The 22,105-nt window shown below is 45.7% G+C and carries 17 protein-coding genes and 1 tRNA gene; 6 read left to right on the forward strand and 12 right to left on the reverse strand.

Going from position 1 to position 22,105, the window contains the following annotated elements; translation table 11 throughout:
* Window positions 1–54: 54 nt before the first annotated feature.
* The 9 genes from BM367_RS09500 to bioD all read right to left on the reverse strand — a co-directional run bounded on the left by BM367_RS09500 (window position 55) and on the right by bioD (window position 11,327).
* Window positions 55–1,917, reverse strand: coding sequence for an LTA synthase family protein (locus BM367_RS09500; protein WP_092460095.1), 1,863 nt, complete (start codon window positions 1,915–1,917; stop codon window positions 55–57).
* Between the two features lie 135 nt (window positions 1,918–2,052).
* Window positions 2,053–2,472, reverse strand: coding sequence for a QcrA and Rieske domain-containing protein (locus tag BM367_RS09505; RefSeq protein WP_092460096.1), 420 nt, complete (start codon window positions 2,470–2,472; stop codon window positions 2,053–2,055).
* 38 nt (window positions 2,473–2,510) lie between these two features.
* Window positions 2,511–3,299 (reverse strand): ABC transporter substrate-binding protein, encoded by a 789-nt coding sequence (locus tag BM367_RS09510; protein ID WP_245759956.1) that lies wholly within the window; start codon window positions 3,297–3,299, stop codon window positions 2,511–2,513.
* A 154-nt stretch (window positions 3,300–3,453) separates the two neighbouring features.
* Complete coding sequence (locus BM367_RS09515; protein WP_092460097.1) at window positions 3,454–5,220, reverse strand: amino acid permease; 1,767 nt, start codon at window positions 5,218–5,220, stop codon at window positions 3,454–3,456.
* 7 nt (window positions 5,221–5,227) lie between these two features.
* A complete protein-coding gene (locus BM367_RS09520; protein WP_092460098.1) occupies window positions 5,228–6,199 on the reverse strand; it encodes a polyprenyl synthetase family protein in 972 nt (323 codons plus the stop codon).
* Between the two features lie 20 nt (window positions 6,200–6,219).
* A complete protein-coding gene (rnr, locus tag BM367_RS09525) occupies window positions 6,220–8,262 on the reverse strand; it encodes a ribonuclease R (protein ID WP_092460099.1) in 2,043 nt (680 codons plus the stop codon).
* Window positions 8,263–8,318: 56 nt separating this feature from the next.
* The gene (gene lpxK / locus BM367_RS09530; protein WP_092460100.1) at window positions 8,319–9,440 is read right to left on the reverse strand and encodes a tetraacyldisaccharide 4'-kinase; all 1,122 of its coding nucleotides are present in this window, start codon (window positions 9,438–9,440) and stop codon (window positions 8,319–8,321) included.
* Window positions 9,441–9,528: 88 nt separating this feature from the next.
* Complete coding sequence (gene ftcD, locus BM367_RS09535) at window positions 9,529–10,674, reverse strand: glutamate formimidoyltransferase (protein WP_092460101.1); 1,146 nt, start codon at window positions 10,672–10,674, stop codon at window positions 9,529–9,531.
* Window positions 10,671–11,327: a dethiobiotin synthase gene (bioD, locus tag BM367_RS09540; RefSeq protein WP_092460102.1), complete on the reverse strand. Its 657-nt coding sequence runs from the start codon at window positions 11,325–11,327 to the stop codon at window positions 10,671–10,673. Before bioD ends, ftcD begins: the two co-directional genes overlap by 4 nt.
* Window positions 11,328–11,461: 134 nt before the next feature.
* On the opposite strand from bioD, the gene BM367_RS09545 reads away from it, so the two are divergent.
* Window positions 11,462–12,823, forward strand: coding sequence for a pyridoxal-phosphate dependent enzyme (locus BM367_RS09545; RefSeq protein ID WP_092460103.1), 1,362 nt, complete (start codon window positions 11,462–11,464; stop codon window positions 12,821–12,823).
* A 230-nt stretch (window positions 12,824–13,053) separates the two neighbouring features.
* On the opposite strand, the gene BM367_RS09550 is transcribed toward BM367_RS09545, so the two are convergent.
* Window positions 13,054–13,127, reverse strand: a tRNA-Asp gene (locus BM367_RS09550).
* Between the two features lie 213 nt (window positions 13,128–13,340).
* Here BM367_RS09550 and BM367_RS09555 point away from each other — a divergent pair.
* Window positions 13,341–14,297 (forward strand): acetyl-CoA carboxylase carboxyltransferase subunit alpha, encoded by a 957-nt coding sequence (locus tag BM367_RS09555; RefSeq protein WP_092460104.1) that lies wholly within the window; start codon window positions 13,341–13,343, stop codon window positions 14,295–14,297.
* Window positions 14,298–14,348: 51 nt separating this feature from the next.
* Window positions 14,349–15,251: a 4-hydroxy-tetrahydrodipicolinate synthase gene (dapA, locus tag BM367_RS09560; RefSeq protein ID WP_092460105.1), complete on the forward strand. Its 903-nt coding sequence runs from the start codon at window positions 14,349–14,351 to the stop codon at window positions 15,249–15,251.
* Here dapA and BM367_RS09565 read toward each other — a convergent pair.
* Both BM367_RS09565 and BM367_RS09570 read right to left on the reverse strand, forming a co-directional pair.
* On the reverse strand, window positions 15,215–16,156 hold the full coding sequence (locus tag BM367_RS09565; RefSeq protein ID WP_092460106.1) for a ribonuclease Z: 942 nt from the start codon (window positions 16,154–16,156) through the stop codon (window positions 15,215–15,217). The two genes, dapA and BM367_RS09565, sit on opposite strands and share 37 nt — an antisense overlap.
* Before the next feature lie 4 nt (window positions 16,157–16,160).
* Window positions 16,161–16,565, reverse strand: a complete 405-nt coding sequence (locus tag BM367_RS09570) for an STAS domain-containing protein (RefSeq protein ID WP_143103998.1) — start codon at window positions 16,563–16,565, stop codon at window positions 16,161–16,163.
* Between the two features lie 154 nt (window positions 16,566–16,719).
* On the opposite strand from BM367_RS09570, the gene BM367_RS09575 reads away from it, so the two are divergent.
* The 3 genes from BM367_RS09575 to BM367_RS09585 all read left to right on the forward strand — a co-directional run bounded on the left by BM367_RS09575 (window position 16,720) and on the right by BM367_RS09585 (window position 22,104).
* Window positions 16,720–19,275 carry an ATP-dependent Clp protease ATP-binding subunit gene (locus BM367_RS09575; protein ID WP_092460108.1) on the forward strand — a complete coding sequence of 852 codons (2,556 nt, stop codon included), beginning with the start codon at window positions 16,720–16,722 and terminating at the stop codon, window positions 19,273–19,275.
* Window positions 19,276–19,368: 93 nt separating this feature from the next.
* On the forward strand, window positions 19,369–20,076 hold the full coding sequence (cmk, locus tag BM367_RS09580) for a (d)CMP kinase (RefSeq protein WP_092460109.1): 708 nt from the start codon (window positions 19,369–19,371) through the stop codon (window positions 20,074–20,076).
* Between the two features lie 39 nt (window positions 20,077–20,115).
* Window positions 20,116–22,104 (forward strand): tetratricopeptide repeat protein, encoded by a 1,989-nt coding sequence (locus tag BM367_RS09585; RefSeq protein ID WP_092460110.1) that lies wholly within the window; start codon window positions 20,116–20,118, stop codon window positions 22,102–22,104.
* Window position 22,105 lies beyond the last annotated feature (1 nt).

Here is a 22,105-nt window from a genome sequence, read left to right on the forward strand (position 1 = left end):
TAATGATGAAATAGTGCAGAAGCCTTTGGCGTGCATTATCTGCTTCCCGACTATTCAGGGTTTCAGCTTCAGAAAATCATCGTAAGCTACCTGCTGAATGGCGTGAGCCAGACGAATATAAGCCGGAATCAAGCTGCTGTCGCTGATCTCAGCCATCACATATCGGGGGTTGTTGTTCAGCAATGCTACATAACCCTGAGGCGTTACAAAGCCAGTGCCTGTGAAAAAATTATAGTCGGCAAATTCGGGTGTATATGGATTGAATAAATTTCTGCTCCAGGGATAGCGCTTGTGAGCCGGAATATGCAGCTGATTGAGCAAGGTGGCGGCAATATCCAGCTGAGAACTGATTCTGTGCATCACGATGCCCCGCCATTGCGGGCTGATGACTTCACCGGCAAAAATCAATGGAATCCGATGTCGCAGTTTCTCTTCCAATGCCCTGGGAAACTGAGATTCATGGCTATGGTCGGCTACCAGCACCCATAAGGTATTTTTAAACCATGTTTCATGTTGTGTCGCATGCAGCAAAGCACCCAAGGCAGCATCTGTATAATGCATGGAATTGATGAACGGAATCTGATAGGGCGATACCTGCAGGGTGTCCGGTGCAGGAATATCATACGGAATATGTGAACTCAAAGTATACCAGCAGTAAAAAAACGGAGTATCTGTTTGTTGCAGCTGTTGCAGCAAAATTTTCCAGATGATGCCGTCGGGAATGCCCAATGCCCCTCTGGGCAGGCTTGCTGGCAAATCGTGTCCATCCCGTACCCAATCAAAATGTTTATTAAAGGCATAGGCCCTTAAATTCCCAAAATCAAGCTGTCCGCCATACAAAAAGCCAGTATGGTATCCCACACGTTGCAGATCTTCATTGATACCCGGCAAATGCACGGTCATCTGCGGATCATCGCATACTGATACACCACTTGTGGCTGGAAATGCACTCAGGATGGCGGGAATTCCCTGGTCTGATACATGTCCGCTGGCATATAAACTATCGAAATAAATTCCCTGTTGAATGAGGCTATCTAATGTAGGCGTAATCACAGGATTCACTCCGTCGGCTGTAAAGCTTTCCAGGATAATGAGTATAATGTTTGGTCGGGAAGTGGTGAGAATGGTTGGGATAGTATCTTTCGGAACCGCGTACAAACTATCCACAATTTGATGCGCTTCGGCATCAGAGAAGTAATGGTAGGGATTATAACGTTCATGGCTGTAATGGCTCAGCAGATTTCTAACCAGATTCCAGGTGGGATTTACGGCTGCATCATTCAGCATGCTGTGTGTAGAAAAATAACTAATGCTTTCACTGATGGGGAAGCGCTTCCAGCCTCCGCGAATGCCTGTAAACAATAGAAACCCTATGCTGACTAATGATAGCAAACCTATACCTACCCTGTGGGCAATGCTGTTGGATATATGCAAGGTGCGGATGTGTACATAACGGATGTATATCCATGCATATACTGCATCCAGCAAAATGGTGCATCCGAAAAACAAAAACGTGAGCTGCCACGAGGCAGTATGAAACACTTCCGAGGGATGCCTGAAATGAGCAAGCGCTTCATAATTTAATTTCGACTGCCATTCTGTATATACCGCAGCCTCTCCATAAGCAATGCTTCCGTGTATGAATAGGAAGAATAAAACAACAAAAAGAGAGATCTGTTTCAATACATGTTTGCCCGTCATATATCCACCGAGCATCAGCAGGAACGGGATAACCATCGAATAGCAAGCGGTGGAAATATCGAGCGGCAATGCATATCGGAATGATAACAATAATTCCCGAAAAGAAAAATTAGCTACCTGTACATGATTCACCACGAAAAACAGCATCCGGTTGCAAGCAAACACCAACAACCAGAATAAAAATAATTTCACCAGCCAGCGGATAATCTGTCCCATCAGGCTATTGCATCAGGCGCGCAAAATTAAGCCTTCAGCAGCAAATGGGAAATTATCAATACATCAGCTGTAAACAAATTGAACCGGAGAGGTTTTCTTGATGGGAAGAGGGTTAAAAATCTGATTAACAGCGAATTAACCAACTGTGAGTATGTTGTTGTTGATCTGCACGGTATATTGTTTTAATGGTGCTGATGCCGGGCCTCTCAAAACTGTTCCGCTCGTGGAAAATTCGCTGCCATGTGCCGGACAATAAAATAAATTTTGACTTGCTACATAGCTCACTATGGTGCCTTGATGGGTACAAAAGGCTGATAGTGCAGTAAAATCAGATGGTGTATTACCCGATGATAGCCTGGCTATGATGATGCCATTGGTAACGATATAATCACCTACTTGCAGCAGCTGGCTGTTCAGATCCACAGAAACAGCTGATGGATTGGAATTTCCCCCAGGTGAAATTCCATTTCCTGATTTTGAGCAGGAAATTAAGCAACCGGCGCATGTAGCAGCAGCCGTAATACCCAGCAATTGCAAAAACTGCCTTCTTTCCATACAACAAAATCTTTTTTATATCCATCGGCACAAATGGATTACAGGTTGCTTTTGCAGAAAATTTTTTCAATCAGTTTCCGGCAATAATCAGCCGCATACAACAGCCTGCTGCCATACCAGGCAAACATTTCTCCGTCCACAAAATAATATTTTGCATGTGGCAAAATGGTTTGCAATAGTTGCTGATGTTTGGGTTTGAAAGGAAAAGGTTCTGATGATAACAAAATGATATCAGGATTAGCTCGTTGAATATCCGATTCAGTTATCTGCGGATATCGGGTAAGATGTGTAAATGCATTCTGAAGCCTGCATCGTTGCAACATATCATCAATGAAAGTATTACTGGCTGCTACCATCCAGGGATTATACCAAATGAAATAAGCTGCTCTTGGATTATAATTGGCTTTCAGCGTTGTAATGTATGTTTGCAGATGATCAAATGCAGTTGTTATCTGATGAATGATTTCAATAGCTTTTGATTCCCGGTTCGTCATCCTGCCAACTATTTGCATCATATCCAAGGCTTCTGTAAATGTATGGATATCGCTGATCCAAACAGGAAATTCCTGCATCAGTTGTTCCAGCTGTGCTTTTTCGTTTTCTTCTTTGTTGGCGAGAATCAGATGAGGTTGCAACTGGCGGATTTTTTCCAGATGTAGTTGTTTGGTACCACCCACCCGTGTTTTGGTGTGAAACCATTTTTGCGGATGTACACAAAATCTGGTAATTCCAATCACCTCTTCTTCCAATCCCAGATCATATAACCATTCCGTTTGGGACGGTACCAACGATATAATACGAGTAGGCGGGAATGGTATCTGAACCATTCGTCCTGTTTGATCTCTGAAAACCTTATGCATCATATGCATCGAAGTTACAGATAAACATATTCGCTGCATTTTCTCATGCAAAAAGATATTCCCGTACAGGCTGGATTCCTGCATGGTTTTACTCCTGCAGGAAGAGAATGAATGTGTTAGATTAATCTGATGAAGCAGGATGGTGCACAACGGCAGGATTATCCCGATGCAGTTTGCTGTGTTTGTGGCTATAGGTGAAATATACGATCAGACCGATTACCAGCCAGATCAGAAATCTCAACCAATTGGTATATCCCAGCTCTGTCATCAGGTACAAACAACTGCTAAAGCCCAGTACCGGAATCAATGACCAGTTTTTCAGATAGGTAAAAACGGCTATCACACAGGCCGCCAACACAAATAACATATAAGGTAATCGTTCGCCAATACTCATTGGATGCAAATCGTCAAATTTGCATAAACCAAGCAGTGCATTTCTGAAAATTACGACTCCGGTGAGAAACAAAACAGGAACAATATATTTTCCATTGATATAAGGTACTTTAAAACGTTTGGCGGATGCAGCGGAAGAATTATTTTCCTGCATCGATGGTTCAGGTAAAAGCAAAATTCCGCCACATACCAGCACGAAAGCAAATAAAGTTCCGATGCTGGTAAGATCTGTAACTTCCTGAAGATTCATGAATAAAGCAGGCACAGCAACTACAATACCTGTTACAATAGTGGAAAAGGAAGGTGTTCCAAATCGGGGATGAATGCGTGCAAATGCCGGTGGCAACAGGCCATCCCGGCTCATGCTCATCCATATACGAGGCTGTCCCATCTGAAATACAAGCAGCACGCTGGCCGTGGCAATCACAGCACTGATGGATATGATATAGCTGATATGATTTAATCCGATACGTTGGAACACAAAAGCCAACGGATCGTTTACATTCAATTCCTGAAAAGGAACCATGCCCGTTAATACCAAGGCTACCAGAATATACAAGACGGTGCAGATCAGCAAAGCCAGGATCATGCCGCGTGGCAGATCACGCTGGGGATTGCGGCATTCTTCGGCAGTGGTGGAAATAGCATCAAAACCAATGTAGGCAAAAAACACGGCAGACACGCCCTTCATGACTCCTCCAAGTCCATTTGGCAAAAATGGCGACCAATTTGCAGGCTGTACATAAAAAAATCCCAGCACAATGACACCAATGATCACAGCCAGTTTCAAAGCCACCATCAGATTGGTAGCCTGCTTGGTTTCCTTGATGCCAATGTACACCAGATAGGTGATAAACACCACAATAGCCAGTGCCGGAATATCTGCTATTAACTTCAGGGGGCCGATAGCCGGGGCATCTATCCAGGCATGATAGGCTTGTTGCAGCTGTGCGGGCAGGTTTTGCAATGAGGCTCCTGCAGAGAGTTGATGCAATGCTTCGTGATATCCGCGATAGGCTGATAAAAAATCCATAGTGAAATAATCTGGCAATTGGATGTGAAAACCCGCCAGCAGATTGGTAAAATATCCGCTCCAGGAAATAGATACCGCGATATTGCCAATGGCATATTCCATCAATAAATCCCAGCCAATGATCCAGGCAATCAGTTCACCAAAGGAAGCATAGGCATACGTATAAGCACTGCCGGAAACAGGAATGCGGGCAGCAAACTCAGCATAACACATGGCCGAAAATCCACAGGTGATGGCTGTGATCACAAACAGCAGCGCAATGCCCGGTCCGCCATGATAGGCGGCTTCACCAATGGTAGAGAAAATACCTGCACCTATCACAGCTGCAATACCCATGGCAGTCAGGTCTCCTACATTCAGCTCTCGCTTCAGGTGTCCTTGTTCTTTCGCGGTTTCAGATTGTGCCTCCTGTAAAATGATGTCAACCGGCTTTCTTCTGAAATAGATGCTTAATCGACTCATGTGCTGTTTATGACGTTCGGTTCAGCAAATAATGCACTAATTCTTCCAATGGTTTTTTGCGGGATGAAATCACGGCAATTTCTTCCAGGTGATGCAGAGCAATTTCGGTGTATTTCTGTTTTTCAGCCTCAGCCCATTCGCGGATATGCAGGGCTTCAAACAAGTCGAGTACTTGTTTTACTTTTTCTTCCCCGCTCAGCCTGAAAGCCTCATCAAGTTGTTCGCGTTGCCGGCTATTGGCCATTTCATAGGCTTTCACCAGCAAAAAGGTTTTCTTGTTGGCAAGAATATCGCCGCCCTGTTGTTTGCCAAATTGCTGGGGGTCGCCAAAAGCATCGAGCCAGTCATCCTGAATCTGAAAAGCAATACCTAAGTGTTTGCCGAATTCATACAAATGATGAATGTTGCGATCACCGGCACCGCCGATCAGGGCGCCAATCTGCAGGCTCATAGCCAGCAGTACGGATGTTTTCAGCGTAATCATTTCAATATAGGCATCCATGGGAATTTCAGAAGGATGGCTCGCTTCAAACTCCATATCGAGTTGCTGGCCTTCGCAAACCAGGCGTGCGGCCTGATTGAAAGCGTGCAAAATATCCGGTAAAATATCGGATGAAATGTATTTCAGGTGCTCATAAGCTTGCACCAGCATCACATCACCGGCCAGTATGGCTGTAGGCTCTCCGAATTTTTCATGCACGGTAACCTGTCCCCTTCGCAGCGGCGCCTTGTCCATGATATCATCATGAATCAGGGTAAAATTGTGGAACAATTCAATGGCCGCTGCTGCTTCAAAGGCATCTTCCACAATTTCATCGAACAATTCATTGCCCATTAAGCATAATATCGGGCGGATACGCTTGCCCTGCATCTGCAACATATGCCGGGCCGCATCATAAAGCCGGGCCGGCCGTTCAGGAAATGACTGAGCCTGAAAACGTTTTTCAAATTTTTCTAGTAACTCACGAAAGCTGTGCATAAGATCAAATTGAATACCATTCAAGATTTTTTGCGTTTTCTTTTTCGTGGGCCAGCGGGTTGTTCCAGCACTTCCACCAGCTCATAATCCAGCTGTCGTTTTTGCAAATTTGCCGCAGCTACCAAAATGGTAACAGTGTCACCAAATCGAAATCTTTTGCCCGTATGGATGCCAATCAATGCATATTCTGTTTCTGAATACCTGAATTCGTCAATGCTGGCGAGGCTTTGCAGGCTAATCATGCCCTCGCATTTGGTGTCGATGGTTTCAACCCAGAATCCAAAGGGAGCAACACCGGAAATCACGCCGTCGAATACTTCACCGATATGTTGCATCATGTACTCAACCTGCTTGTATTTGATAGCCTCTCGTTCAGCTTCCATGGCATGCCGCTCCATTTCGGAACAATGGCGGCATTTTTTTTCCAGTTCCCGATCGGGTACAATTTTTCCTTCCAGGCATTGTTGCAAAATCCGGTGTACCATCAAATCGGGATAACGGCGAATGGGAGAAGTGAAATGGCAATACTCGTTAAACCCTAATCCATAATGGCCAATGTTTTCTGTGCTATACACAGCTTTTGCCATGGTGCGGATACCCAGTGATTCCAGTACCTGCTGTTCGGGTCGGCCCTGTACGAGTGCCAGCATTTTGTTGAACGATGCGGCGATGCTTTGCGGGGTGGATAAATCAAACCGATGTCCGAATTTCAATGCAAAAGCCGAAAAGATTTTCAGTTTTTCTTCATCAGGCTGGTCGTGCACGCGATAAGGGAAAGGTATGGGTTGTTGTTTGTATCTGTGTTTGGAGGCAAACTCGGCTACGGTGCGATTGGCCAGTAACATCATTTCTTCAATTAGTTGATGGGCTTCTTTGCTTTCCTTGATTACGATGCCGATGGGAAAAGCTCGTTCATCGAGCACAAAGCGTACTTCTGCCGAACTGAAGTTGATAGCACCGTTGGCAATTCTTTCTTTTCTTAATCGCTGAGCAAGGTGGTGCAACAACATCAATTCCTTCACAAAAGGCTCGTCAGTTGAAGCATGTAGAAAGCTTTCGGGTTCTTTTTCACGATGGGCTTCAATAATTTCCTGCACCTCTTCATAGGTAAAACGCCGGTCGGAGCGGATGACTGTTTTCCCAATCCAGAATTTTTTTATTTCTGCCTGGGGTGAAAGCTGAAAGATTACGGAGAAACATAGTTTGTCTTCATGCGGCCTGAGGGAACACAATTCGTTGGAAATTTTTTCCGGCAGCATGGGCAGCACCCGATCGGGCAGATAAACGGAAGTGGCCCTCCGATAAGCTTCTTCATCAAGAGCTGTTCCGGGCAGTACATAATGACTTACATCTGCAATATGCACGCCCACTTCGTAGTAACCATTTTTCAGGATTCGGAAAGAAAGTGCATCATCAAAATCGCGTGCATCAATCGGATCGATGGTGAAGGTAAGGATATCTCTTACATCTTTGCGTTTGCTGATTTCTGAGTCAGGTATTCGGTCAGGCAGATGCAGCAATTCCTGCATCACATCGTTTGGAAATACCAGCGGAAAGCCATGGCTCACCAGAATTTCTTTCATTGCGACATCATTCGCACTGGTAAGGCCGGGATCCAAAATCTGGGTAATTTCTCCTTCGGGCAGGCGATGGGCTCCTTTCCAGCGTAGGATTTTAACCACCACTTTATCACCGGCCTTTGCTTCATGCAGGTAATCAGCATCCACGAGTACATGCGGCAGATGCTCATCGTCTGGTACTACAAATGCCCGCGAACCCGCTATCTGCAACACACCGGTAAATTCGTTTCTTTTCCGGTTAATGACCTGTAATACCTCACCCTCCATGCGTCCACCTTTATTACGTTGGGGGATGATTTTCACCAGCACTTCATCTCCATGCATGGCGGTGTTGAGGTTTTTCTGCCTAACGCGGATATCTTTTTCTAACCCTTCAACCATGATATAAGCCACACCCGAGCGGGTCATGTCCACAATGCCCTGGTATTTTTTTCCGGTTGCGGTAGCTGATTTTTTCTTTTTTACGCTTTTTCTTCTATTCATAAAATTTTGCTATTGCCCGGGAAGCATTGTGTAAAAATACAAGTTCCGGCTGAAGCTCAATCAAAAAAACCGGCTGATGCATGCGAAAGATATTGTCCAATATATTGCATGCAAGCCTGTTGCTGATCGAACAGGAAATAAATTTTCACTGGCTGAACCAGCAGCTGCCAGCGGCGTTGCTGTATGTCGTCCTTGAATTTCCAGAGTTTCACGGCATCTTTTTCTGTGGTGAGAATGGCTTTGCGGGGTCCGGGCAATTGCTGGAAAGCCTCATCTATGCGGCGGATATCGTTTTCCCGGTACACATGATGATCCCGGAAAAACAGGGGATGGATATGAGTAAACTGTTGGTAGAGTGCTTGCAGAAGTGTTTGCGGGCGCGCGATTCCTGCTATCAGCAAAATCTCTGTGTCTTTATCCGGTTCAACAGGTTGACCGGTAAAAAAATCGTATGGATGGGCATATTGCAGTCCGGTAAAAAAAATCTGCTGATGGGGAAGCAGATGTAACCGGTGCTGGATTTGCTGAGCCTGCGCAGGGGTAAGATCATCCGGACATTTGGTTACTATGATGATATCGGCCCGGCGGGCAGAAGTTTTCCAGTCCCGCAAATAACCTACGGGAAACAACCGGTCATCCACATACAACTGATTGCAGGTAGTTAGCAAAATACTGATGCCGGGTTTAAGGCTCCGATGTTGAAAAGCATCGTCCAGAACCACCACAAAACGATGGTCTGAAAAAGCTTTCTGTTCGGCTGCATCCATCAGCAGCTGGGGGATAGCCAATACCCTTTGCTCGGCTACTGCGAGCGGCACCTCGCGATGATGCAGGTGTAACAACATAGGTTCATCGCCGATATCATCCACTGTGGTATGTGGCTGAGCCAACACATAGCCTTTTGACTTCCGGCCATATCCCCGGCTTAAGATTACAGGTTCATAGTGAACTTTCAACATTTCAACCAGCCAATCTACGTGTGGCGTCTTACCTGTGCCGCCCATGGCAAGATTACCTACGGCTATGACCGGCACATCAAACTGCACAGCCGATAACAGGCCGATATCGTAAAGCCGGTTGCGCAGCCACACGCCCAACCCATACAGCGCAGCCAATGGCCATAACAACCAACGATACCATGGCAGATGATAAGCCTGAACAGGTTTTTGTTCATTCATCGGGCAGCAAGGTAAAGAAAAACAGCAGGAGAGACGATAAATAATGCTTCCGTAGCATGCACAGAATCAAACAATCGGTTCACTTATGCTACTCTTCCGGCGGATAAATGCCCGGAGCCACATCCATCGCCAAAGGCAAGGGTACGGATTTCAGGGAAAATACATCGGGATATTGCTGCATTACATATTCCAGAATTTTTTGCCGGGGCTCGAATGGATGCAGCTGATGCAACCCCAATTGTTCAATAGCCAGTTTCAGGTGGGATTCCTCATCATGGTGGTTGTCGGCAGGAATCCCCTTCTGTCTGGCATAAAATGTACCGGCTTCGAGCAGGCAAGCCAGGGGTACAAGCCCAATGATTTCGCTGCCTTTTACGCCAATGCCCATTTCTGATGCCTTTTGTTTTACGGATTCAAAAGCAAGATGCAAAGGCGTTCTTACCACATCGGTAATGTTCATAGATACCTGAGCCAGGCCATATTCTTCCACATACCATCCAATAGCACGCAGGCCGGCTAAACCTGCCTGCTGGTTAACAGGGTTTGAGCTGTTGGTTGAAGAATGCTCTGGCCTACCGGTATCGCGAACGGCTTTGGCTATCGTTTTGGCAATCTGTACATCCGAGGTATCCAGGTGTACATTAAAAGCAATCAGAAAAGGTCTGGCGCCAATGACTATGGCCCCGGCAGTGGGATGAGGAATTGCTGGTCCATAATCGGGCTGCCAGGCCACATCCTGTATTTTTTGCGCCAATCCTTCAAATTCCCCTTTCCGGATGGTTGCCAGACGCTTTCTTTCTTCCCTTAACCTGGCTGCTTCGTAAAGGAATACCGGGATCTGAAGATCTTCGCCTACACGCCTGGCCAGCTTTCTGGCCAGTTGTACGGTTTGCTGCATGGAAACGTGCTGCAGGGGAATTAGCGGACATACATCCGTGGCGCCTAAGCGTGGGTGCACGCCCTGCTGCCTGCGCATGTCAATCAGTTCTGTGGCTTTCCGGATACCCTCAAACAGTGCTTCCGTGACTGCATCCGGACTACCAGCCAGCGTGACAACCGTCCGGTTGGCTGCGATTCCGCTATCCACGTGCAGGATTCTCATGCCTTCGCGAAGCCGGCCATCCTTGTCGAGGGCCATGGCATCGGTGATTTGCCGGATGATAGCCTGATCGCGTCCTTCACTAAAGTTAGGTACAGCTTCAATAATGCTTTGATCTTGTGCTGATGCAATCATCTGCAATGCGAAGATTGAAAGGTAGATACATGTTGGGTGTTCAGCTGCTGCACTTGCTTCTCAAACCATGCTGCAGTGATTTGTTCCGTCCATTCCATTGCAGCCAGTTTAGGCCATGGCAGCCATTTTTCCAGATCCTCTTCATTGCTCTCATAATGTCCGTTGCAGATCCATCCGGCTACTGCGATGTTCGCCTGTTGCAATACCTGCATGGTAAGCAAAGTGTGGTTTAAACTACCCAGATATTGCCGGGATACCAGTACTACGGGTACCTGCAATAGCCTGATCAAATCCAGAAAAGTTTGTTCTTCGTTTAAAGGCACCAGCAAACCTCCTGCTCCTTCTATCACAAGCCATCTGTCGGGATGGTAGATGTGCTGAAAAGCTTCGTATATCGTTTGCAATTGGATATGCACTCCTTCTTCCCGCGCAGCCAGATGAGGCGAAACGGCTTTTTGCAACAGATATACTTCCGGATGAACCCTCACCCATGAACCCAGCCAGTGTTGAATGCGTTGAGCATCCGTACCTTCCGTGGCGCCCGATTGTACGGGTTTCCAGTAATCGGCTTGCAAAGCTTTCACCAACATTGCGCTGGCAACCGTTTTCCCTACATCGGTACCAATGCCGGTTACAAACAATACACCTGCCATGATGTTTTTGGTTTATGGTGCAAACCTACATCACACAGAGCTCACAGCCGTAAAGAATTTTTTGAAACAAGCCGCAATCCGCATCTTTGGCTATTTTTCATTTACTTTGCAATAAATCTGCAGTTGCATTATCCATGGCATATTATCAGCATATTCTGGAAACCATTGGCCATACCCCACTGGTAAAACTCAACCGGGTCACAGCTGAATTACCCTGTACTGTGCTGGCAAAGGTGGAGTTTTTCAATCCCGGACATTCCATCAAAGATCGGATGGCCGTGAAAATGATTGAAGATGCTGAAAAAGCTGGTCTGCTAAAGCCCGGCGGCACCATCATTGAGGGTACTTCCGGCAATACCGGCATGGGGCTGGCCATGGCAGCCATCGTAAAAGGATATAAATGCATTTTCACCATCACGGATAAGCAATCCAAGGAAAAAATCGATATCCTGAAAGCATTGGGTGCTGAAGTCATTGTTTGTCCGACCAATGTCGAACCCGATGATCCGCGTTCCTATTATTCGGTAGCCAAACGCCTGGCCAAAGAAATTCCCAACAGCATTTACATTGACCAGTACAACAATCTTTCCAACCGGCAGGCTCATTATGAAACCACCGGACCTGAAATCTGGGAACAAACCGAAGGCAAGATCACCCATCTGGTGGTGGGCGCCGGCACCGGTGGTACGATTACCGGTACGGGTATGTTTTTGAAAGAAAAAAATCCAAATATCCAGGTTTGGGCTATTGATACGTATGGGTCATTGCTCAAAAAATATCATGATACCGGTGAAATTGATATGAATGAAGTGTATCCCTACATTACGGAGGGAATAGGAGAAGATTTTGTGCCGGCAAATTACGACATGAGTGTCATTGACCATTTCGAGAAAGTAACCGATAAGGATGGAGCCATCATGGCGAGGCGCATTACCAAGGAAGAAGGGATTTTTGTGGGTTATTCGGCTGGCAGTGCGGTGGCGGGTCTTTTGCAGCTCAAAGATCGCCTGAAGCCCGAACACCTGGTGGTGGTCATTTTCCATGATCATGGCAGCCGGTATGTGGGCAAAATTTACAACGATCAATGGATGCTGGAACGCGGATTTCTGCATGTAAAAACCGTAAAGGATATGCTGAATGCGCGTGTACACGACCAGCTAATTGCCATAGAAGCTCATGAGCCAGTTACACAGGCCATTGAGCTGATGCAGCACCATGATATCGGGCAATTGCCGGTTATGAAAAATGGTGAACCCATTGGCTCCTTATCTGAAAGTGGCATTTTCAACAAATTATTACGCGACCCACACATTCGCAATGCCAGAGCTGAAGAAGCCATGGAGAAGCCTTTCCCGGTTGTGGGCATGGATACACCCATTGAACGTCTTTCGGCTTATATCAATAAAGACAATGGGGCCGTGCTTTGCAAAGATGAAAGCGGCCATTACCATATCATCACCAAATACGACATCATTGTAGCTCTTGCCAATGCCTGAAGGCTATAAAAGATGAATCAGCCTTATTAACACTTCCCATTTTTTTTAAAATGTTTTCCAGGCGGCTGGGTGGCTTGCCGTCCAATATACGCTAATGGGGTTGGAGCAGTAATTGATGGTAAGTAACCAGGTTGGTTGCCGGTGGTAAGTTTGATTTTGGATAAATAAGGTGACTTTGGATAAAATAAATAGCAAATGAAGGGTGAAGGCTTACCTATCAGGATGGATAGCGGACCAGACGGGACTCGAACCCGCGACCTCCGCCGTGACAGGGCGGCATTCTAACCAGCTGAACTACTGGTCCGTAACCACGCAAAATGTAAGAACATATAGTTGATGTAGCTCCCGAACTTCAACCCCGCTTTTCACTGCAAAACCTACCTTTCCGCTTGCAAGCTCAATAGCCGGGTGTGTTTCATTCAGGGCTTGCAAAGTTAGGCAGTTTTATGAAAAATAGCATACCAACCAGGAAAAAATATTTTGGCTGTATCTTTACAGGGTCTAAGCCATTCCAACCATGCAGTTTTTAGACTTTGAACAACCGGTAGCTGAATTATATGAACAGCTTGAAAAAGTAAAGCAGGCAGGAGAAAAAAGCAAAGTGGATGTATCGGCTACGGTGAAGGAAATTGAAGAAAAAATCCGGCAGAAACGGCTGGAAATCACCCAACAGCTCACCAGCTGGCAGCGTGTGCAGCTGAGCCGCCATCCCAACAGGCCTTATACCCTGGCTTACATTGAAAGGATGTGCCGGCATTTCATCGAATTGCACGGCGATCGGAAAGTGAAAGATGATAAGGCCATGGTTGGCGGTTTTGGCGATATTGCCAATCGCACCATCATGTTCATTGGCCATCAGAAGGGTGTCAATACCCGCATGCGTCAGCTGCGCAATTTTGGCATGGCCAATCCGGAAGGTTACCGAAAAGCTTTGCGGCTAATGAAACTGGCCGAAAAATTCAACAAACCCATTGTTACGTTAATCGATACACCGGGCGCTTTTCCCGGATTGGAAGCTGAAGAACGTGGACAGGCCGAGGCCATTGCCCGTAATCTTTATGAAATGGTGTTGCTAAAAGTGCCGGTTATCTGCATTGTGATCGGAGAAGGTGCTTCGGGTGGAGCTTTGGGTATTGGCGTAGGTGATCGGATTTATATGCTGGAAAATACCTGGTATAGCGTGATATCACCAGAATCATGTTCGTCCATCCTGTGGCGGAGCTGGGACTACAAAGAACAGGCTGCTGAACAGCTCAAACTAACGGCGGCCCACATGAAATCTTTTCATTTGATTGACGATATCATCCCCGAACCCTTGGGCGGCGCTCACGTCAATCCAGATGAAATGGCTGAAACACTCAAAGGATGGATTCTGAAGGCTATTGATGAACTGGAACCGATTCCACCAGAAGAACGCATCCGCCAACGGATTGAGAAATTTTCCCGGATGGGAGTGTTCAGAGAAGTGGAATGAATCTGCCATTGAAACAATTTACAATCGTGGTCTTTTTTAAAATACACATCAATGAGTGATATTCAGGAAATGCTCCGCGGTACGGGAGTAGCTATTGTAACTCCTTTCAATGCACGCCTCGAGGTAGATTATCCTGCATTGGAACGCATTATCGAATATGTGATTCAGGGCGGCGTTAATTACATCGTAAGCCTGGGCACCACCGGTGAAACACCCACCCTCTCTGCAGAAGAAAAAACAGAGATCATTCTTTTTACCTTTGAAAAAGTAGCCGGGCGGGTGCCGGTAGTGGTAGGTCTGGGCGATTATCATACTGCCGATGTAGTCAAGCGATTGAAAACCTGTCCGCTTGATCAGGCTATTGCTGTACTCAGTGTATCGCCTTACTACAATAAACCTTCCCAGGAAGGACTGTATCAGCATTATAAGGCCATTGCAGAAGCTTCTCCCAAACCTGTGATCATCTACAATGTTCCCGGCCGTACCGGCAGAAATGTAAGCGTGCAAACAATATTGCGTTTGGCTGAGCTGGATAATATTGTCGGCGTGAAAGAAGCCTCCGGTGATTTGCAGCAGTGCATGGAACTTGCCAAACACAAGCCCCATGGTTTTTTGCTGCTTTCCGGTGATGATGCATTGGCTCTGGCACAGATTGCATGCGGATTTGAGGGGGTGATTTCCGTGGCTGCCAATTGTTTTCCGCGAGAAATGAGCGAATTGATACGTTTTGCCCTGGCAGAACGATTTTCTGAAGCCCGTCAGTTGCATTATCGTTTACTGGATGCCTTCCAGATGATGTTTGCTGAAAATAATCCGGCCGGTATCAAGGCATTTATGTCAGAAGCAGGTCTTTGTGAGAACATGCTACGGCTGCCGCTGGTGCCGGTGTCGGCATCGCTGCATCAGCAAATCCGCGATTACATGCGTGCTTTCCAGGGAGTGCCCACGAAATAAGTAGCTCCCTGCAGGGCTAGATAGGTCTCTGGGAAAATACTCCTGCATTCGTTTTCAAAATCTTCCAGCCGTTCGTAGCGGGATGAAAAATGGCCGATCAGCAGTTTGCCCTTATCCTGAAGTGCTTTCCGGGCAAGTGTTGCAGCTTGCAAGGTAGTGGAATGAAACCGTTCAATAGCACGATGTAAATCCTGCTGGAGGTAGGTAGTCTCGTGGTAAACCAAATCGCAACCAGCAATGTAGGGTATCAGTCCTTCATCATACAGGGTATCGGCACAGTAGGCATATTTCCTGGGTTGCGGTGGAGGTAAAGTAAGCTCATCATTGGGAATGATGTGACCGGTGGCCGATACGTAATCTTCTCCTTGTTGCAGGTTTTTATAGAAACTCAGGGGAACACCTGCTTCCCGGGCTTTTTCGGGAATCACTTTCCGATGCCGGGGCTTTTCTTCAAATAAAAATCCGAAACACAAAATCCGGTGTTTGGTTGGGAAACAGCTGATGCGCAGATGGGGAAGATCGGCGATAAGTTGAAATCCGGACACCTGCAACGGATGAAAATGAAGAGGGAAATGCAGGATGGTAGCCGCACATTCCAGCTGGCGCCAGATAATGGATTCCAGTTCAGCTGGGGCATACAGGTGCAGCGGTTCGGTGCGTTGCAGCAGGTTAAAGCTATTAATTAAACCGATGAGCCCGAAATAATGATCTCCATGCAAATGGCTGATGAAAATGTGATAAATCTTGTTTCTCCTGATTTTGTATCTCGCCAGCTGCATTTGGGTGCCTTCGCCGCAGTCAATCAGGAAAAGCTCATCTTCATATGTTACAACCTGTGCGGTGGGAAATCGCTCATGGGAAGGAATGGCCGAATTATTACCAAGGATGGTTACTGCAAAAGGCATACATTCATGACAATTTCTCAGTTTCACCTTCTTCCTGGCCTTCTGTGGAAGATTGCTGCAGGAGCCTTTCCATCTCTTCCAGGCCAATGAGATCAACGGCTTCACTCAATGTAGGTACCAGATTCCAGTCGCGATTCCTTTTTTTAAGGGTGTTGCAAACAGGTGAACGCCCGCAAACAATACAACAGGAATATCCGCTGGCATAACAAGATTCATAAATAATTTCCAGGATGGACAAACTATCTTCATCAATCTGTTTCACTTCACTTAGATCCCAGATGAGATTGCCCTGCAACATTCCGTCAGCATTTTGTAATGCAGTTGTAATTTCGGCTGTCAAATTAGCATCAAACCGATCCTTTTCCACGCGTATTGTCCGGTATTTTTCTCTGGTATCGATTTTGAACATGAAGAATAAATTTTTGTTAAAGATAGGATGATTCTGCATTTTGGCCGAAAATCCGGATGCAGAAATAATTCGAAATTATTTACTAATATTGTATTGATCAGCTCCTTGCTTTCAAGCAGGCTGATTGGATAAACAAAATCAAATTCGACAAACAATGGATCAAAACTTTTCACCACAGGTAAAAGAAATCATATCCTTCAGCAGGGAAGAGGCTTTGAGGTTGGGGAATGATTTCATTGGCACTGAACATCTGCTGCTGGGCCTCATCAGGGAGGGAGAGAGTACGGCTATTCAGATCCTGAAATCCATGAACGTGAATATTGAAGAATTGAAACGAGAGGTTGAGGCAGCCGTGAGAGACAAAACAGGTAAAAATATTGCCAATATTAATAGTCTTCCTCTCACAAAACAGGCCGAGAAAGTCATTCGGGTGACGGTGCTGGAGGCCAAATCCATGAAAAGCCCCACAGTAGAAACAGAACATTTGATGCTTTCCATTCTGAAAAACAAGGAAAACATCTGTACCCAGCTGCTGAAGCAATATGATGTGGATTATGAAAGCTTCAAAAGTGAATTGGGATATGTAAAATCATCCGATCCCAAGGCTGAATATTCCGATGAAACCGGCGAAGAAGAGTTTGATGAAGAAAGGAAAAGCAGCTACAGTTCGCGCACAACACGTCAGGCAAGCACCAAATCCAAGACGCCGGTACTGGATAATTTTGGCCGTGACATCACCCGCCTGGCCGAGCTGGGTCAGCTGGATCCCATTGTAGGCCGGGAAAAGGAAATTGAACGTGTATCCCAGATCCTTTCCCGCCGCAAGAAAAACAACCCGATTCTGATTGGTGAACCGGGCGTTGGAAAAACGGCTATTGTAGAAGGATTGGCCTTGCGAATCGTACAACGGAAGGTATCGCGAGTGCTTTTCGACAAACGGGTAGTGAGCCTCGATCTGGCTGCCCTGGTAGCTGGTACCAAATATCGCGGACAGTTTGAGGAACGGATGAAAGCCATCATGAATGAATTGGAAAAGAACCGGGATGTGATCTTATTCATTGATGAAATTCATACCATCATCGGGGCTGGTGGTGCTTCTGGTTCACTGGATGCATCCAATATTTTCAAACCCGCATTGGCACGGGGTGAGCTGCAATGCATCGGTGCATCCACACTCGATGAATACCGCATGTACATTGAAAAAGATGGAGCGCTCGACCGGCGCTTCCAGAAGGTAATGATTGATCCGCCAACACCGGAAGAAACCATTCAGATATTGATGAACATCAAATCCCGGTATGAAGAATTTCATAACGTGGATTATTCCGAAGAAGCTATCCAGGCTTGTGTTAGGCTCAGCGACCGCTATATCACCGATCGTTTCCTTCCTGATAAAGCTATTGATGTGATGGACGAGGTAGGTGCCCGGGTGCATCTGAAAAATATCAACGTGCCCCAGCATATCCTGGATCTGGAAAAGAAAATTGAAGAAATCAAGCAGGAAAAGAATCGGGTGGTCAAAAGCCAGCGTTTTGAAGAAGCTGCAGCCCTGCGGGATACCGAGAAAAAGCTGGGCGAGGAGCTCGAAAGAGCCAAGGCCGAATGGGAAGAAGAAATCAAACATCGCCGCTATCCCATAACGGAAGAAGATGTGGCTGAAGTGGTGAGCATGATGACGGGAATCCCGGTGAAGCGCATGGTACAGGCCGAATCGGAAAAGCTGTTGCATATGGCCGACGATCTTCGCCAGGCTGTGGTAGGTCAGGACGAAGCCATCCTGAAGGTTACCAAGGCCATTCAACGCAATCGGGTAGGATTGAAAGATCCCCGCAAACCCATTGGTTCCTTTATCTTCCTTGGGCCCACAGGCGTCGGTAAAACAGAGTTGGCCAAGGCGCTTGCCCGGTATTTGTTCGATTCGGAAGATGCACTCATCCGCATTGATATGAGTGAGTACATGGAAAAATTCTCGGTCAGTCGGCTCATTGGTGCTCCTCCCGGCTACGTAGGATACGAGGAAGGTGGGCAACTCACCGAAAAAGTAAGGCGCAAGCCTTATTCCGTAGTATTGCTGGATGAAATTGAAAAAGCTCATCCCGACATTTACAATATCCTGCTCCAGGTGCTCGACGATGGCCATCTCACCGACGGTCTGGGCAGGAAGGTTGATTTCAAGAACACCCTGATCATCATGACATCCAATATTGGTGTGCGGCAGCTGAAAGACTTTGGTGCGGGTGTGGGATTTGTGACGGCAGCACGGTCCAATGAGGAAGAAAATACACGGGCTGTCATTGAAAAAGCTCTGAAGCGTACCTTTTCTCCCGAATTCTTGAACCGGATTGATGATGTGGTGATCTTTAACCCGCTGAGCAAAGAACATATCTTTGCCATCATCGACATCATCATGAAAGATGTGCACAAGCGGCTGGAAAACATGGGTGTGAAACTGGAGCTGACCCAGGCTGCCAAGGAATTCCTCGCCGATAAGGGTTACGATACCCAATTTGGTGCCCGGCCCTTGCATCGGGCCATCCAGAAATATCTGGAAGACCCGCTGGCAGAAGAAATCCTGATGCTGAAGGTAAAGCAGGGTGATGTGCTTATTGCCGACTTCGATGAAAAAAATCAAGCCTTGAAGTTCCGGCTGAAATTATCCGAACCCGAGGTAAGCAGCGCTTCCTCTCCAGCTACGGAAAAGAAAAGCTGAATTACACCTCTCGCATAACCATACATGCCAAGGGATAGCAAATCGCTATCCCTTTTTTATGAAATCACAAAAACAATCTTAACTTTGTTATGCATGCGCCCCCTGATTATTGCTATTGATGGTTATTCTTCGTGTGGAAAAAGCACGCTTGCCAGGCAACTTGCATCTGCATTGCAATACAAATACATTGATAGCGGGGCCATGTACAGAGCCATTACCTATGAGCTGCTTCGTAGAAAAATAAATCTTGATGACCTGGCTGCCATTCGCGAGGTGTTGAAAGATATCCATCTGGATTTTAAATACGATCCTTCCAGCGGACGTTCGGTGATACTGCTCAATGGTGAGGATGTGGAGCAGGCCATTCGCAGCTGGGAGGTGTCAGAAGCTGTGAGCCAGGTTGCCGCTATTCCTGAAGTGCGGGAATTTGCAGTTGCTCAGCAGCGCAGGATGGGTAAGCAGAGAGGAATCGTCATGGATGGCCGGGATATCGGAACGGTGGTGTTTCCGGATGCAGACGTGAAAATTTTTATGACGGCCGATGTAAAGATTCGTGCACAAAGAAGATGGAAAGAACTTCAACCCCTCCATCCGGAAATCAGCCTGGCTGAAGTGGAAAAAAATTTGCTTGAACGCGACCGGCTTGATACCCAGCGCGCCGTGAGCCCCCTCAGAAAAGCTGCTGATGCATTTGTAATTGATAATTCCCATCTGACAGAACCCCAGCAGCTTCAGATGGCTATGGATTATGTGCAAAAGATTATGCACAACCTTCCTATCGAAAAAACAACCATTTCCTAAGCCTTTTGCAACATTGCTGATAAATTTTATTAAACTGAAATGAAGCTTATTCATCCCCATATTTTTGCCTCCTGCACATGTATGTTTGTGGCCGGTTTTCTCTGGTTAGCCGGTATTGCAGGAACAAAAATTCATGTGGATACAACAGCTATCGTTCAGCATCAGCTTGATACAATTACATCCATTAAAAGCGATACAGCTAAAATTCATTATCTGCTGAATGCAAGCAGTATTTATCGGAATGAATGGCATAAACGTGAACAAGAAAATCCCTTTTTAACTCAGGCACTGAAGCTGGCTGAAAAAATGAACGATTCCCTTCAGCTGGCAAGGGTATATAATGCGATGTGTGTGGATCAACGCAATGTGGCTCGCTATCTGCTTGCTGTCAATTATGGCAAGCAAGCACTCGAATATGCTTCAGGCACAAAGGATAGTAGTTTGTTATCATCTATTCTAAACAATATTGGCGTAGCATACAGGCGATTGGATGATAACCAGCAGGCCTTTGAATATCATATGCGGGCACTTCATGTTGCAGAAGCATCTGGCAACTGGCGCAGCCAGGCCATAGCTATCAACAGCATCGGAAATATCTATTTATCCACAGAACAATATGATAAGGCTATCGCTTCCTTCCAGCAATCACTTGAAATTGAAAAACAACATCACAACAATCTGGGACTGGCCATCAATTATGCAAATATCGGATTGGCACTGGAAGGAAAAAATCAATACAATAAAGCTGTTGATTATTTTATTAAATCTCTTTCTTACAATCAGCTTATCGACAACCTTCAGGGTAAACTTATTTCTTACAATAATCTTGGGCAGGCTTATCAGAAATTAGGCCAATATAAGCTCTCATTGGATTATTTTACAAAGGCCCTCCAGTTAAGCGATCAGATCGGTGATGTAATAGATGTGGCAGATAGTTATATCAGCCTGGGATATACTTATTTGTTAATGAAAAAATATCCTGAAGCCCATAATCATATAACTCATGGACTTAGTATCGCTCAATCGATAGGAGCGAAATCCTTGATTATGAAGGCTTATCAGGCTCTGCAGGAATATTATGCGGGAAAGGGTAATTTCAAACAATCAATGGAAATGCTGGAAAAGGCTTTGAATTATAAAGATAGTTTGCTCAATGATAAGATCAGTAACAGAATGGCCGAACTTGAAGTTTTATATCAGCTTGACAAGAAAAATGCAACAATTCAGTTACTTCAGAATGAAGCTTATCTGAAAGACTTGGAATCAGATCGCAATCTGATCCTTGCTTTGTCTCTAATGGCACTAATTGTGGTAATCGTTGTTGGAGGTTATTTTGTCATTCACCACCGTGAACTAAAGATTCGCCAGCGAGCATTGCAACTCGAGCTACAATCCCTCAGATCGAGGATGAATCCACATTTTATCTTCAATAGCCTGAATTCTATTCATAAATATATTTGGACCAATCAGCCGGAAGAAGCTTCAGATTATTTAACCAAATTTGCCAGATTAATACGAATGATTCTGGAAAACAGCGAACGTGATTTTATACCTTTGTCAAAAGAGATTGAATTTTTATCAATTTATGTTGAACTCGAAAATTTGCGTTGCAATCATAGTTTTGAATTTCTTCTTCAGATAGAAGAAGGTATTGATACGGAAGATGTAATGATTGCACCTCTGATGATTCAGCCATTTGTAGAAAATGCCATCTGGCATGGCCTTGCACCTAAAAAAGGAGGTGGGATCCTGAAAATATCCATGAAGTTGCATGAACAAAAGAAATTAAGGGTAGAAATAGAAGATAATGGAATAGGAAGACAAAAAGCTGAAGAAATCAAGATGCAAAAAAGCCCACAACATGTATCGATGGGTTTGCGGTTAACGGAAGAAAGATTAAAGCTGTTGCAGCATTCTTTTTCTTTTAACCTCCAACAAATTCAGATTGTAGATTTGATTGATGGAAACCAAGAACCATGCGGAACAAAAATCATACTGGAATTACCTGTTGAATTTGCTTATTCATAAA

The organism is Thermoflavifilum thermophilum, assembly GCF_900116565.1.
GTDB classification, from domain to species: Bacteria; Bacteroidota; Bacteroidia; order Chitinophagales; family Chitinophagaceae; genus Thermoflavifilum; species Thermoflavifilum thermophilum.